The organism is Stenotrophomonas maltophilia group sp. vghtpe118 (assembly GCF_052605195.1).
Genome location: NZ_CP199672.1, coordinates 587,231 through 601,081, shown reverse-complemented (window position 1 = coordinate 601,081; position 13,851 = coordinate 587,231). Strand labels below are relative to the sequence as shown.

10 protein-coding genes are annotated in these 13,851 nt (G+C 67.1%); 8 read left to right on the top strand and 2 right to left on the bottom strand.

Annotated features, from left to right (window positions below; genetic code table 11):
* The first annotated feature begins 58 nt into the window (after positions 1 to 58).
* The 6 genes from ACUDTM_RS02815 (at position 59) to ACUDTM_RS02790 (ending at position 6,053) form a co-directional block, all read left to right on the top strand.
* A complete protein-coding gene (locus ACUDTM_RS02815) occupies positions 59 to 799 on the top strand; it encodes a fimbrial biogenesis chaperone (RefSeq protein ID WP_088497462.1) in 741 nt (246 codons plus the stop codon).
* Positions 800 to 829: 30 nt separating this feature from the next.
* Positions 830 to 3,511, top strand: coding sequence for a fimbria/pilus outer membrane usher protein (locus tag ACUDTM_RS02810; protein WP_088497463.1), 2,682 nt, complete (start codon positions 830 to 832; stop codon positions 3,509 to 3,511).
* Positions 3,508 to 4,563: a fimbrial protein gene (locus tag ACUDTM_RS02805; RefSeq protein WP_445391120.1), complete on the top strand. Its 1,056-nt coding sequence runs from the start codon at positions 3,508 to 3,510 to the stop codon at positions 4,561 to 4,563. The genes ACUDTM_RS02810 and ACUDTM_RS02805 overlap by 4 nt, the downstream gene beginning before the upstream one ends.
* A 1-nt stretch (position 4,564) precedes the next feature.
* Positions 4,565 to 5,059, top strand: coding sequence for a fimbrial protein (locus ACUDTM_RS02800; protein WP_088497465.1), 495 nt, complete (start codon positions 4,565 to 4,567; stop codon positions 5,057 to 5,059).
* Positions 5,060 to 5,067: 8 nt separating this feature from the next.
* Positions 5,068 to 5,547, top strand: a complete 480-nt coding sequence (locus tag ACUDTM_RS02795) for a fimbrial protein (protein ID WP_143592548.1) — start codon at positions 5,068 to 5,070, stop codon at positions 5,545 to 5,547.
* Between the two features lie 62 nt (positions 5,548 to 5,609).
* Complete coding sequence (locus ACUDTM_RS02790) at positions 5,610 to 6,053, top strand: fimbrial protein (RefSeq protein ID WP_088497467.1); 444 nt, start codon at positions 5,610 to 5,612, stop codon at positions 6,051 to 6,053.
* A gap of 83 nt (positions 6,054 to 6,136) precedes the next feature.
* Here the strand turns inward: ACUDTM_RS02790 and ACUDTM_RS02785 are convergent, their stop codons facing one another.
* Both ACUDTM_RS02785 and ACUDTM_RS02780 read right to left on the bottom strand, forming a co-directional pair.
* Entirely contained in the window at positions 6,137 to 7,330 is a 1,194-nt protein-coding gene (locus tag ACUDTM_RS02785) for a TIGR00341 family protein (protein ID WP_172412151.1), read from the bottom strand.
* The gene (locus ACUDTM_RS02780) at positions 7,327 to 7,512 is read right to left on the bottom strand and encodes a hypothetical protein (RefSeq protein WP_172412152.1); all 186 of its coding nucleotides are present in this window, start codon (positions 7,510 to 7,512) and stop codon (positions 7,327 to 7,329) included. Before ACUDTM_RS02780 ends, ACUDTM_RS02785 begins: the two co-directional genes overlap by 4 nt.
* Before the next feature lie 273 nt (positions 7,513 to 7,785).
* Between ACUDTM_RS02780 and ACUDTM_RS02775 the strand changes: the two genes are divergently transcribed.
* Together ACUDTM_RS02775 and ACUDTM_RS02770 are read left to right on the top strand one after the other, a co-directional pair.
* The gene (locus ACUDTM_RS02775) at positions 7,786 to 10,446 is read left to right on the top strand and encodes an ATP-binding protein (RefSeq protein ID WP_111007719.1); all 2,661 of its coding nucleotides are present in this window, start codon (positions 7,786 to 7,788) and stop codon (positions 10,444 to 10,446) included.
* Entirely contained in the window at positions 10,370 to 13,846 is a 3,477-nt protein-coding gene (locus ACUDTM_RS02770; RefSeq protein WP_445391464.1) for a response regulator, read from the top strand. Before ACUDTM_RS02775 ends, ACUDTM_RS02770 begins: the two co-directional genes overlap by 77 nt.
* The last annotated feature ends 5 nt before the right edge of the window (positions 13,847 to 13,851 follow it).

Sequence of the window (13,851 nt, the reverse complement as noted above, 5' to 3'; positions counted from 1 at the left end):
GCGGGAGGTCGCCGGCAGGCGCTGGCGGCCTCCTTCCTTTCCCGTTCCGAGGTGACCCATGAACGCCCTCCATCGCATCATCGCTGCTGCATTGCTGTCGCTCGTCGCGCTGGCTTCACCGGTGGCCCATGCGTCGGTCGTGATCGGCGGTACCCGCGTGGTCTATCCCGCGCAGGACAAGGAAGTCACGCTCAAGTTCATTAATGAAGGCGAGCGCGCGACGCTGGTCCAGGTCTGGCTGGATGATGGCGATGACCAGTCCACGCCGGATACCGCCAAAGCCCCCTTCGTGGTCGCGCCACCGGTGTTCCGCCTAGACCCGAAGAAGCAGCAGACCACCCGCATCATGTTCACCGGCGCGGGCCTGCCGGCCGACCGGGAAACGCTTTACTGGTTGAACATGCTGGAAATCCCCCCGAAGAATGGCACTGCCAGCGCCAACATCCTGCAGTTCGCCTTCCGCACCCGCATCAAGGTTTTCTACAGGCCGTCGAACCTGGCAGGGGAGCCGGTGCTGGCTTACCAGAAGCTGCGCTGGACCCTGCACACCGGGAAGGAGGGTCTGGTTCTGCGTGCCGAAAATCCGACCCCGTTCCACATCAACTTTGCCAACGTCAGCCTCAATGTCGGCGGACAGGAACAGGGCGGGCAGGGCGGCGGCATGGTCGCGCCGTTCTCACAGGCGGAGTTCCCGCTGAAGGATCTGCGCGCGCGCCCGTCGGGCCAGCTGAAGGCTGCCGTTACGGTCATTAATGACTTCGGCGCGCTGGTTCCCACCGAGGCCGTGTTGCAGCCCTGAGCCGCGCACCGCACCGCCGGAGAATCCATCATGAACGCCCGCTCCCGGGCGCCGGCCGCCGGCGCCCGCCAGTTCCAGCGCGCCCGCCTGCCGGGTGTGGTGGCCGCCATCCTGTTTGCCCCGGCCGTCGCGAGCGCCAGCAACGAAAGCCCGGACGATGTTGAGTTCGACGCCGCGTTCCTGCCGGTGGGGGCATCCTCGCGCCTGGACCTGCAGCGGTTCTCGCAGGAAGACTACGTTGCGCCTGGTACCTACCGGGGGGACGTGCGTCTGAACGGCCAGTGGCAAGCGCGTGCGGACATTGTCTACCGCGAGGTGGATGGCGTCTCGCGGCTGTGCCTGGACCCGGCCGCGCTGAAGCGCTACGGCATCGCGCCGGAGCGCCTGCACGCCGACCAGGCCCGGCAGCCGGCCCTGGCTTGGCCGGACGAACCCTTCTGTGGTGACCTGGGCGAGCGCGTGCCCGGTGCCACGGCGTCCTTCGATGCAGGCAACCAGACCCTGGACCTGCAGGTGCCGCAGCTGTACCTGCGCAGCGAGGCGCGGGGCTATGTCGACCCCAGCGAGTGGGATGCCGGCGTGGCGGCGCTGTCGCTGGGCTACAACGCCAGCGTCTATCGCTACAGCAATGGCGCTGCCCCGACCTACTCCGGGTTCCTTGGCCTGAACGCCTCGGGCCGCGTGGCGGGCTGGCAGCTGGTGCATCAGGGCGCGATGACGCACGGTGGCAGCCAGCCGCAGCGTTACCGGTCAGCGGCCGCCTACCTGATGCACGACATCGTGCCGTGGAAGGCGCAGCTGATGGTCGGCGACACGTCCACTGCCGGCGACCTGTTCGAGAGCGTGCGCCTGCGTGGCGCCCGCCTGGGCAGCGACGACCGCATGCTGCCGCAGTCACAGCGCGGTTTCGCACCGGTAGTGCGTGGCATCGCCGAGACCAACGCTCGGGTGATCGTGCGCCAGCGTGGCAACGTCCTGCTGGAAACCAGCGTTGCGCCTGGACCGTTCGAGATCAACGACCTGTTCCCGACCGGGTATGCCGGCGATCTCGACGTGGAAGTCGTCGAAGCCGACGGCCGCTCACGGCGGTTCACGCTGCCGTACTCGGCGGTGCCGCAACTGCTGCGTCCGGGTCAGTCACGGTGGTCGGTAGCGGCCGGTCGTGTTGCCGAGGCCTCGCTGCTCGATGCGCCGGACGTCCTGCAGCTGCAGTACCAGCGCGGCCTGTCCAATGTGGTCAGCGCCTACGGCGGCGCCGTGGTGGGCGACAACTACCACTCGGTGCTGGCCGGCAGCGCGGTCAATACACGATTCGGCGCGCTGGCAATGGATGCGTCGTTGTCACAGGCCCGTGTACGCGGCCTGCCCGAGCTGTCCGGCAGCAGCTTCCGCGTGGCCTACAATCGAAGCATCGCCAGCACCGGCACCTCGTTTGCCATCGCGGCCTACCGCTATGCAACGCGTGGCTACGTGAGCGTGCGCGACTGGGCCAGCCTGCGTGACGCACAGGCACGTGATCTTGGCATCGACGCGGTGGCGCGCCAGCGCAACCGCATGGACCTGAGCGTCAACCAGCGACTGGGGGAGCGCGGAGGCCAGCTGTTCGTCATCGGGACGCGGCGCGACTTCTGGAACACGGCTGGCCGCCAGCTTGACCTGAGCGTGGGCTACAGCAACCAGTGGAAGTCGCTGAGCTACAGCCTGAACTTCCAGCGCACGCGCGATTCGATCGATTTCATGCCGGGCTTCCTGCAGGATCGTATTCCCGGCGCGGATGCGGCGCCGCGCCCACAGATGGCGCGGGCTGACAATCGCCTGATGCTGATGCTGTCGGTGCCCCTGGGGAGCACGCCCCGTGCGCCACAGCTCAATGTCACCCAGACCCGCAGCGACAACGCCGATCCTTCCACGCAGCTGTCGGCCAGCGGGCTGTGGGTCCGCGACGACCGAGTCAATTACGGCGTGTCTCTGGCGCGTATCGGTGGTGGCAACGCCCTGGACGTCAACGGCGGCTATCGCGGCGGCCGCGGCCAGTTGGCGGCCAATCTCAGCCGGGGCCCCGGCTATACCCAAATGGGCCTTGGCGCGTCGGGCGGGCTGGTGCTCCACGCGGGTGGGCTGACCCTGTCGCCGCCGCTGGGCGACACGGTCGCGCTGGTGCACGCGCCCGGCGCGGCGGGAATGCGGGTGGAGAATAGCGGCGGATCGCGCGTGGACAGTCGCGGGTTTGCGGTGGTGCCGTACCTGACGCCGTACCAGCTGAACACGATTTCGCTCGACCCCAAGGGGGCCGGCTACAGCTTGGAGCTGCAGGAAACCGCACGCGCGGTGGCGCCGCGTGCCGGTGCGCTGGTGAAGCTCGATTTCAGTACGCGCGCCAGCCGTGGGCTGATGGTCGACACGCAGACCGAAGATGGGCGCCCGCTGCCGTTCGGCGCGCAGGCCACCGATGCCAGCGGCGCCACGGTCGGCGTGGTGGGGCAGGGTAGCCGCCTGCTGCTCAGTGGCCTTCAGTCGTCCGGGCCGGTGCAGGTGCAATGGGGCGAGGGCGCCGACCACCAGTGCGTGGTGGACGTGCAGATTCCCGACGGCCCTGTCAGCGGCCAGTACGCCGTGCTCAGCGCGCAATGCCGATCGCCGGTCGTCCATGCCAACGGTGACGCGCCGCCCGCGCGCCGGATTACCACCACCTTCCAGGAGAACGCACCGTGATTCGCTTGCCTCTGGTCGCGCGATTGATCGCGCTTGTCCTGTTGATTGCCGCAGCGCCTGCGCTTGCGCAGAACTGTCGCTTCAACGCCGGCACCACCACGCTCACCAACATCGCCAACCTCAGTGGCAGCATCACCGTCGGTCCGGATGTGCAGGTCGGCACCGAAATCTATCGGGCCACGTATTACGCCGGGCCCACCAACGAGATCTACTGCACACCGGGCAGGGCCGATCGCATCCGCCAGTACACCGCGCTCCCGTACGGGCCTTCGGGCTACGCAGACGCGCGCTACGGAACCGTATACAACACGAACCTCCCCGGCGTCGGCGTGGCAGTCTGGTTCAACGGTAGCCCATTCCCGATATCTACGTCCGTAGAGGTCGTTACGGGCACGGTGATCTGGCCCGTTCAATCCTTTGACGTCAGCCTGATCAAGACCGGACCGATAACGGCCGGCACGGTCACAGGTGCGAACCTGCCGCGCTTCGAATACCGCATGACCGGCGCCAACAGCGCACTCCAGCTCTGGAACGGCCTGGTGCAGGGCTCGCTGTCCATCGTTGCCCGCACCTGCACCACTGCAGATGTATCCGTGAATCTAGGCGATCACCGCGTGACGGAGATTCCCACCGTGGGCAGCGGGACACAATGGGTCAACGTACCAGTAATGCTGAGCAATTGCCCGGCGTTCTATGGCCGCTACCGCGGCAACCTCACCACCGGAACGGTACAGACGGCCAATGGGCGCGTCGACAACACCGTCCGCTTCCGCGTGGATCCGGTCACGGCCGTGGCGGATAGCGCGCGCTCGGTGATGATGCCGCAGAGCGACGGCGTGAATACCACGGCGACCGGCATCGGTATCCAGATCGGGACCGCGGCCGACGAGTCGGTAGGCTTTGGCAACATGCGTGATTCCGGGCTGGCGTTAAGCGAAACCAACAACGCGTCCTACACGCTGATGCTGCGTGCGCGCTATACCCGCTACGCCGCTGCCGCGTCATCGGGACAGGCGAACGGTGCCGCCACCATTACCCTGGAGTACTACTGACATGCACGCACGATGGCTGCTGCTGGCGCTGCTGTGCGGGGCCGCCCTGCCGGTGGCGGCGGCGGACCTCACCGTCCGCTTCACCGGCAGGTTCCTGGCCGGGACCTGCCAGCTGAGCGTGCAGGACGTCGATCTGGGCACGTTCCAGGCAACGTACTTCACCACCAGCACGCAGTCACCTGCCGTTGCCTTCGTGCTGGAGCGCAAGAACTGCACCGATGACCTGCGAACCCTGCACGTCCGCTTCGTCGGCGCCGCCGACAGCAGCAACGCCAGCTATTTCGCCATTCCGCCGACGGGCGGCGTGCAGGGGCTGGCCATCCGCCTGCAGAGTGCCACCGGCACGCTCTACGCACCCAACCAGCCCGCGTTTGACTGGCCCACCGGCGGCGATGCCGCAGGCCAGCGCGCACTCGGCGCGCTACTGGTCCGCACCGGCAATGTCACTGCAGGCGCGGTCCGTACCCCCATCACTGTCCAGGTCACCTACAACTGAGGTCTCCCATGTCCCGTCCGCTTCTCTCCCTGAGCTTGTTGCTTTGCGCTGCCACAGTGCACGCGCAGGACAGCCAGGTTTTCACGATGTCCGGTGAAATCCTGCCAGGCGTCTGCAAGGTCGCGTTCCCCGATGTGGATCTGGGGTCCCATCAGGCGTCATTGTTCACCGGCAGCTATGCCACGGCCTATATTGATTTCAGTGGCACCGTCAGCGACTGCGACGCGCAGGTGCTGCGGGTGGCCATGACCTTTACCGGTGCAGCCGACAGCGGCAACGCGTCACTGTTCCAGGGGGTTTCCGGCGTGGGCATCGAACTGGTACGCGTGGTCGGTGCCGTCAACGTGCCGATTGCACCGGGTGGAAATACCCAGTATGCGACCGCCGCCGGTGTGTATCCCTTCCGTGCGCGCTTCCGGCAGTCCGCCACGACGGTTGGCGCAGGCCGCGTGACGCGTCCCATCACCGTTTCGCTCACCTACAACTGAGGCTGCAGCTGATGTGCACTGTCGCCCTCCGCCTGCGTCCCATCCTACTGGCGCTGACCTCAATGTTCGCTGCTGGCCACGCGGCCGCGCAGACGACCACCACGTTCAACGTCACCGGCACCATTCTGCCGGGTGTCTGCCGCATCGCTGTGGCCGACGTCAGTCTTGGCACCTATCAGGCAACACTGTTTACCGGCGCATATGCCTCGCCCTTCCAGCCAGTGAATGTTGTGGTCAGCCAGTGTGACCCGCTGGTGACCCGGGTCGCGTTGCGTTTCGATGGCAACGCCGACACCAGCAATGCCCAGCTGTTCCAGGGTGTGCCTGGCATCGGCATCGAGCTGCAGTACACCAGCAGCGGGGCCCGCGTCGCACCTGGCGGAACGGCCCAGATGGCCACGGCTGCGGCGACGCACGCATTCCGCGCACGCTTCGTGCAGAGCCGCGCAACGGTATCGGCCGGTACGGTCAGCCGACCGATCACGGTAACCATGACGTACAACTGATCACGCGGGTGGGGGACGGCACCCGGGGCCGTCCCCTCGCGTTTCAGGCGCAGGACAGGGCTGCTGCGCGCAGCGGCGCCTCGCTAGCGGAGACTGTCCGCGCTGTGCGATCCTTGGCCCTGCTCCTGCGCAGCGCTCTCCTCGCGCAGCACGCGTGAGCGTTCCGCCACGATCTCATCCATCTCGACACGAAGCGCCCTCGTCTCGGCGGACAGGCTGGCAACGTTGAGCCGCAGGCCATCGATATCTGCCCGGTTGCGCAGTTCGTCCTCGTTGGCCTCCAGGGTCTGTCTGACGCGAAGGGATACCGGAGCCGCCAGCCGCGCGGACAGCCGTCCTTCCAGATTGGTCTGGGCATTGTTGATATAGGCCGGGACCAGCGCCACCACCTCGATGACATAGCGATGCTCGGCACGCACTACGGACATGTGTTCAATCGACGCACGGCGATCGCCCAGGTACCGGGTAACCACGGCGCGGGCCTGGTTTGCAGCCCAAGTCTGCTGCCCGATCTCGCGCAGGGCCAGTCCCAGTGGCAGCGCTAGCAGAATGAACGTGGTGGCGATCACCCCCGCCTGCCAGGCGGTGTGGCGAGGTGAGTTCTCCATCCCGAACCTGTACCACTTGGCAATCAGTGTCACGCTGAGGGCAATCGCCAGCAGGTTGGTCATGAAAAGGAACATCGCGCCCCCGGCCACGCGCACGTCGCCCGTCGCCAGCCCAAACGCGACCACTGCCAACGGCGGCATCAGGGCGGTAGCAATCGCAACGCCCACAATGGCCTCTCCCTTTCGGGTAATCACTGCGTAGCCGCCGGCCAGCCCTGACAGCAGCGCCACCAGCAGGTCGAACAGGGTGGGCTGCGTGCGTGCAAGGATCTCACTGGTCGCCTCGCGTAGCGGCGACAGCCATACGATGCACATGGCGGTCAGCAGCGCCAGCGCCATGCCCACAAGCAGCGCAAGCAGTGCACGGCCCATCATCCGGAAATCGACCACGCACAGCGAAAAACCCAGCTGCACGATGGGGCCCATCAGCGGCGAGATCAGCATCGCACCGATCACGACGGCCCCGGAGGACTGAAGCAGCCCCAGGATCGCGATACCGCAGGACATCACTGCCATGAACGTGAAGCGCGGGCTGAGCCCGCCACCGTCACTCACGTTGGCGATGACGGCATCGTGGTCGACGGCGGCAAGCATGCGGTTGCGCCACCGGCTCCAGCCATGGTGGGCGGATGCCAGGACACTCACCAGCAGCGTTGGCACGGCACTCATCGATCCGCTCCCGGCTGCGCGGGTGAATGCAGCGCTTCGGCCCGTTGCAGCCGGTGGAAGTAGTCCAGGAGGGCCAGCGCCTCTGCGAGGCAGGTACGGCCGCCAAGCAGCTGACGGCCGCGCATGACATTCCAGTGGCCGTACTCGGTGTAGATGAGGGTGTGTCGGGAAAGATCTGCCATGGAGATGCCTGGGAAATAAAGAGGGTCGAACGCGTATCGTCAGCCAGCGTGGTGCGGTAGCCCATCGGACGACGCCCATTCCGCGGGGGATCCGAAGCGTGACACGGACGTCCACGCACCCACGCCAGCCGTGCGGCCGCGTTGCGCCACAGCGCGGCAGAAAGTCAGCCGCGTCCTATGTGGCTGTCTGCCAGGGGCCGATAGGGTGGCCGCTCCCTTTCACTTTCTCCGGTATGGCCCGCATGTTCCTTGGCGGGCGCATCCACAGCAACAATGTTCCGTTTCTTCCGCTCCGCACACCTGCGCCAGGACGCCTCGCCTGATGCTACCGACGATTGCGACCTCGCTGCGCTCCGCAAGTACCAGCGCGGCGTGCTGCTGGGCGGCGGCTGCCTGCTCAGCATCGCTATCGTGGCCGGGCTGATCGCGCTGGCGCTGTTCCACGCAGATGGCTTTGCGGCGCGGCGGTCGGAAGCGCTGCAGCGCAGCCGTGCCATCGTCGAGGCCCACTTGGCGGCGTCGGATGCGGCCCACCTTCGGCTGTTGAGCATGGCCGAGTACGCCTGGCGGCATCGCCCGGACAATGATGCGCGGACGCTGGAAGTGGACCGTGCCAACTATCTGCGTGCCGGACAGCGGGCCGTCATGACCGCTGGCACCGAGAGCGTGCCGCAGACGGTGCTGGGTGCCGGCACCGATGCCTGGCCCGTTGACCGTCTGGATCGCTATCTCATGCTGGCGCACTCGCTGTCGATCATCCGCCGGCTGGGCGGCGCCGGCGGCCGGTCCAGCGAATCGGAGTCGAGCTTCTTTCTTGATCCGCGCGGCCAGCTGCTGGTACTGGGCGAGGGCATGAGCGAACAGCATCTTCTGTCGGCCACGGGAGAAAAGGACCGTGCGCAGCTCATCGGTCGGCTCGCGGCGCTGTCCCGCACCGGCGTCGACGACGCGGAGGCGTATGGCACGCACGCCACCCGGATGGAACTGGTGCGCCATCCGGTGTCGGGGGCTCCGGCGATCGCCAGTGCCCTGGTGGCGCGTGACGGTGCCACGGTGATCGGTACGTTCGTCACGCTGGAATCAACGGCACCGCTGTCCCGGGCAATGCGTATCGCCGACGGTGGCGTGTCGTTCGTGCTGACTGGCGACGGCCGCGTGGTGGCGGGCACCGGCAGCCCCAAAGCGCTGGATCTGGGCGAGGTGACCCGGCATCTTCTGGACGCGGAGCAGAAGGGGCGCACGCTGGCCACCTTCCGCCAAGGGCTGCGCTTCTTCCAGGTGGTCCGTATCGAGGAGGCTGACTGGGCACTGGTCAGCACGTACTGCATCGCCGATGTCATTGCCGATGGGCAACGCCTGTACATCGCCGCCGCGTCGTTGGCGTTCGGCCTGTTGCTGGGTCTTTGGACGCTGCTGGCCTGGCTGCATTGGCGCGCCTTCGGGCCCGCGCTGGCACGCGCCGCGCGCGTTTACCAGGGCGAACAGCTCAGCCGCGCGTTGATCCAGCTGTCACCGGTGGGACTGTGCCTGCTCGATCGCCACAGCGGTGACCCGGTGGTGCAGAACGACATGATGCGTCAGCTCGCCGCCGCCGCCGAGCGACGCGGCGCCATGCTCTATGCCCGCATGGTCGACCAGGCCTCGGCGATCCTGCTGCTGCCTGATACCACCATCGCCGAGTTCGAGGTGTCGGTGCCGGATCCCCAGGGCCAGGCGCCTGTCGTGCTGCTGGTGGGGGCGACCAGTGCCAGCTATCAAGGGCGCATGGTACTGCTGTGCGCCGTGCGCGACTTGAGTGCGCGAATCGAACTGGAGCAGCAGCAGAAGCAGGCGCGCGAGTCGGCGGAGGCCGCCAGCCGCGCAAAGAGCCGCTTCCTGGCGGCCATGAGCCACGAGATCCGCACGCCGTTGCATGGCATCCTGGGTCACCTGGAGTTGCTCGGCCGCTCTGCGCTGGACGACAACCAGCAGGCACGGCTTCGGCGGATTACCCAGGCTGCGGACTCGCTGCTGCAGATCATCAACGACGTGCTGGATTTCTCCCGCGCGGAATCCGGGCACCTGGACCTGGTTGCGGAGACCTTCGAACCGGTGACGCTGCTGGAGCGGGTCGCGCTGCTGTTCTCGCCACTGGCCGAAGCAAAGGGCCTGGTATTGGACGTCATGGTCGATGATGCAGTGCCGGCCAGGCTGGTCGGGCCGCAGGCACGCGTCGAGCAGGTCCTGCGCAACCTGGTCAGCAATGCAGTGAAGTTCACCCCGTCCGGTCGTGTCGAACTGAGGGCTGACTGGGTGCCCGATACGGACGGTTCCCAGCTGCAGCTGCAGGTCATCGACTCCGGCATCGGCATGACGGAGACGCAGATGGCAAGGCTCTTCCAGCCCTATGTGCAGGCGGACGCCAGCATCATCACCCGTTTTGGCGGGTCTGGGCTGGGGCTTTCACTGTGCCGTGAACTGAGCAGCTGCATGGGGGGCACCATCCATGCCAGCAGCACGCCCGGCGTCGGCAGTGTCTTCACCTTCTGCATACCGGTCCAGGCGGTTCCGGCTGCCGGGACGCTGCCCTTGGCTGACCGCTCGGTGCTCCTGAGTTCCTCGGCCAGCGGGTGGCGGGACGAGCTGCGGCGCCGGCTTGAACGCTGGGGCGCCACCGTGATCATCGTGAGCGAGGCCGACGCCTGGCCCGCCGAACACTGGGAGGCGCACGTTCCGCTCGTTGCATTCGAGAGAAGTCCCGCGCGGACGGAAGTGGCGTCGCGGGCGGGACGGCGGCGGGTGATCCTGGTATCTGCCGACGGTCCGCTGAAGCCGCAGGTGCGGGGAAATGCGTGGCGCGTGTCCTGCTATTCCAGTGATGGCCTGCTGCAGGCCCTGCTGGTTTCCTCGCAGCGGGGCGTGCCGACACTGGCGGTGGAAAGGGGCATGCACTAGATTCATGGCCACCCCCTTGCCCGTGCGCGGGAATGCCATGCCTCCGGCCTCGCCTGACTTGCCTTCCGCCCCGTTGCAGGCACTCCACCGTTCACAGCGCCGGCTGCTGTTAGGGGGAGGGGGGCTGATCACGTTGCTGGTGCTGTTGACCACAGCGGTGAGCATTTTTGCCGGCGTGGGCGAATTCCATGACCGCGAGCGCCAGAAGTTCTTCGAGGCCCGCGGCGCGATCGATTACTTCCTGGTGCAACGTGACCGTGCCTATGCAGGAAGCGTGAACGCCAACGACGTGATGTGGAGCGGGCAGCGGGAAGAACTGCGGCGCCTGGGTCGGCCGATGGTGGCCAACTACCTGTCGCAGGACATGCGAACGGTGGTCCGGGCAGAAGGTCCGGCATCGGTGCCGTGGCTGGTGCTGGGCGATCCCGAGCGGCCGATGCCACAGCCTGAGCTGGAAGCCTATCTGGGCATGATCTATCAGTACTCGCTGTACACGACTGCGGCGATCAGTTCGATGCAGGGGAGCAGCCCGGCCATGGTGTATGGCTATGACCCGCAGGCGCGGCTGATGGCACTGCCCGGCGTGGTTGACGAGGCGCAGCTGCTGCGGGGGCTGCGCGCAGATTCGCGGGCACAGGCGTTCGCACTGTTGAAGGGCATCGAGCGCCAAGCACCGCTGCAATCTCCAGACCCCGGTCCGATGGAAAGCGCCGCTAGGGGCCATCGCCTGGCCTCGCTGTTCGGCCGCAACCCGCTGGATGGCCGGCCCTCGCTGGTGGGCATTCTCACCCTGGCCGAGGGCACCACGCCCTATTTCCGGCGGGTCACCTTCGAGCCGATCAGCAGCATCGGCTCGCGCCTGGAGGCGACCGCCGCCGGCAGCTATCTGCTGACCGGGCCCACCGGTGAAGTGGTGCTGGCAAAGGGCCCCCTCAGCCGGGAGGCCAATGCGCTCGGCCCGCTGCTGGCGCAGCAGGACACACGCAACGTGACACGGCTGTCCTTCCAGCATCTGTTTGCGGTAAGCGGGGGGCTGTCAGGGACGGACTGGCGCTTCACGCGTCTTTACGACTGGAGCGCGCTGTGGCGCGACCAGGGGATGGCCATCGTTGCGCGGCTGCTGACGGCACTGTCGATCATCGCAGCGCTCTGGCTGCTGCTCTGGCGGGTGGAGCGCAAGGTCATGGCGCCGGCCCTGGCCGAGGCATCGCGCGTCTACGAAAGCGAAGCGCTCAGCCAGACCATCATCGGCACGGCGCCGGTGGGCTTGGCACTGCTCAGCTGCGATGATGGTGCTACCCTTCTGCAGAACCAGGTCGCACGCGAACTGGCGACGCAGCCGGCGGGCTATTCGACGACCCCGGCGCTCTATGCCGCGCTGGTAGAGCAGGCGCATGCCTTGCCCGGTGCGCGCAAGGAGTTCAACTGGACGCTGCACGACGCGGGTGCAGCGCCGATCCAGCTTCAGGTGGCGTTGGCCATCGCACGCTATCGCGACCAGACCGTGTGGGTCTGCGCGCTGCGTGATGTCACGGCGCAGATGGAACTGCAGCAGACCCTGGAGCGCGCCAGTCGCGATTCCGAGGATGCCCGCGCCGCTGCGGAGGCGGCCAACCGGGCGAAGAGCGCCTTCGTCGCCACCATGAGTCACGAAATCCGCACACCGCTCAACGGCATCCTCGGCCATCTGGAACTACTGGCACGCTCACCGTTGCAGCCTGCGCAGCAGGAGCGCGTGCAGCGCATCCGGCTGTCGGCGGACTCACTGATGGCGATCATCAGTGATGTGCTCGATTTCTCGAAGATCGAGGCCGGGCAGTTGGATATCGACCCGGCTCACTTCAACGTTCGTGAACTGATCGAGCAGGCCACGCTGCTGTATGCGCCCGAGGCGCACAAGAAGGGCGTGAAGCTGTTCTATATGATCGATGGCGAGCTTGAGGATGCCTACCAGGCAGATGCGCATCGCATCCGGCAGATCATCAACAACCTGCTGAGCAACGCGGTGAAGTTCACCGAGTCCGGACGCATCACGCTGCACGCCGGGCTCGGGAACTGCCTGCAGCCGAACCAGAGCGTGCTGCGGCTGCGGGTCGTGGACTCCGGCATTGGCATGTCCGACGAGCAGCTTGCGCATCTGTTCCGTCCCTTCGAGCAGGGCGATGCCAGCGTGTCCCGGCGTTACGGTGGCAGCGGGCTGGGGTTGGCGCTGTGCAGGCAACTTGCGCATCTGCTGGGCGGCAGCATCCAGGCCGAAAGTACGCTGGGTGTCGGCACCGTGTTCACCCTGGAGGTGCCGGTTCACCCTGTCGATGCGCCGCATGGCGGTGACCAGCCGCTGTCGGGCACCACCGTGACGCTGCTTTCCGCAGCGCCGGAGTGGCGGCAGGAAATCGGGCAGGTCCTGCAGCGCTGGGGCGCGGGGTTGACCGTCCTTGATCGTCCGGCCGCGCTGCCCACCGATGCCGCAACGACAACGCTGTTGATTTTCGGCGAGCGCCGCGCATGGCCGGAGGAGGATGAGCAGGCGCTGTGCAGCCTCCACGCCCGGTTGGTGCGCGCGTACCCGAGCGGCCCCCTGGCCCCCGAACGCCGTCCTGATGGCGTGCACGTCACCAGCTATTCCAGCCGGGCGCTGCTGCGCGCGTTGCTGCAGGATGCGATGGGAGCGGAAGCGCCATCGCCGGTCGCCGCGCAGGCACGGCCGCCGGCGGGACGGGGAAGGGTGCTGCTGGTGGAGGACAATCCGGTGAACCGCGAGCTGATCCAGCAGCAGCTGGAGGAGCTCGGCTGGCATGTGGGCACCGCCGAGGATGGCCAGGCCGCGCTGAGCCTGTGGCCGTCAGCCAGCTGGGACGTCGTGCTGACCGACATCAACATGCCGGTGATGGACGGCTACGAGCTGGCCCAGGCGCTGCGTGCACGCGGGGATAAGGTGCCGATCCTGGCGATCACCGCAACCGCACTGGCCAGCGAGCGGGAGCGCTGCCGGCAGGCGGGCATCGATGGGCTGCTGCTCAAGCCCCTGGATCTGGAACGGCTGTCGGCGGCGTTGTCCCGCTATGTTCCCCCCAGCAACCGCAGGGCGTCCCCGTCGGCCGCGGGGGAGGGGCTGCCGCTGAAACTTCGGGCCCTGTTCGTGGAAAGCGGCGCGCGTGATCTTGACGTCCTTGCCGCCGCGCTGCGGGAAGGGCAGCAGGCCGCGCTGCTGGACAAGGTCCATTCCCTGAAGGGCGTGCTGTTGATGATGGGGGAGCGTCCGCTAGGTGAGCGCTTTGGTGCTGTGGAGCACCGCCTGCGCGAGCACGACACGGTGGATGAAGCCGAGCTGCAGGCGCTTCTCGCGTCCCTGTCCGCGCTCATCGACAGCTATCGGGAGGGCCTGCCGGACGGCTCGTGAGCGAA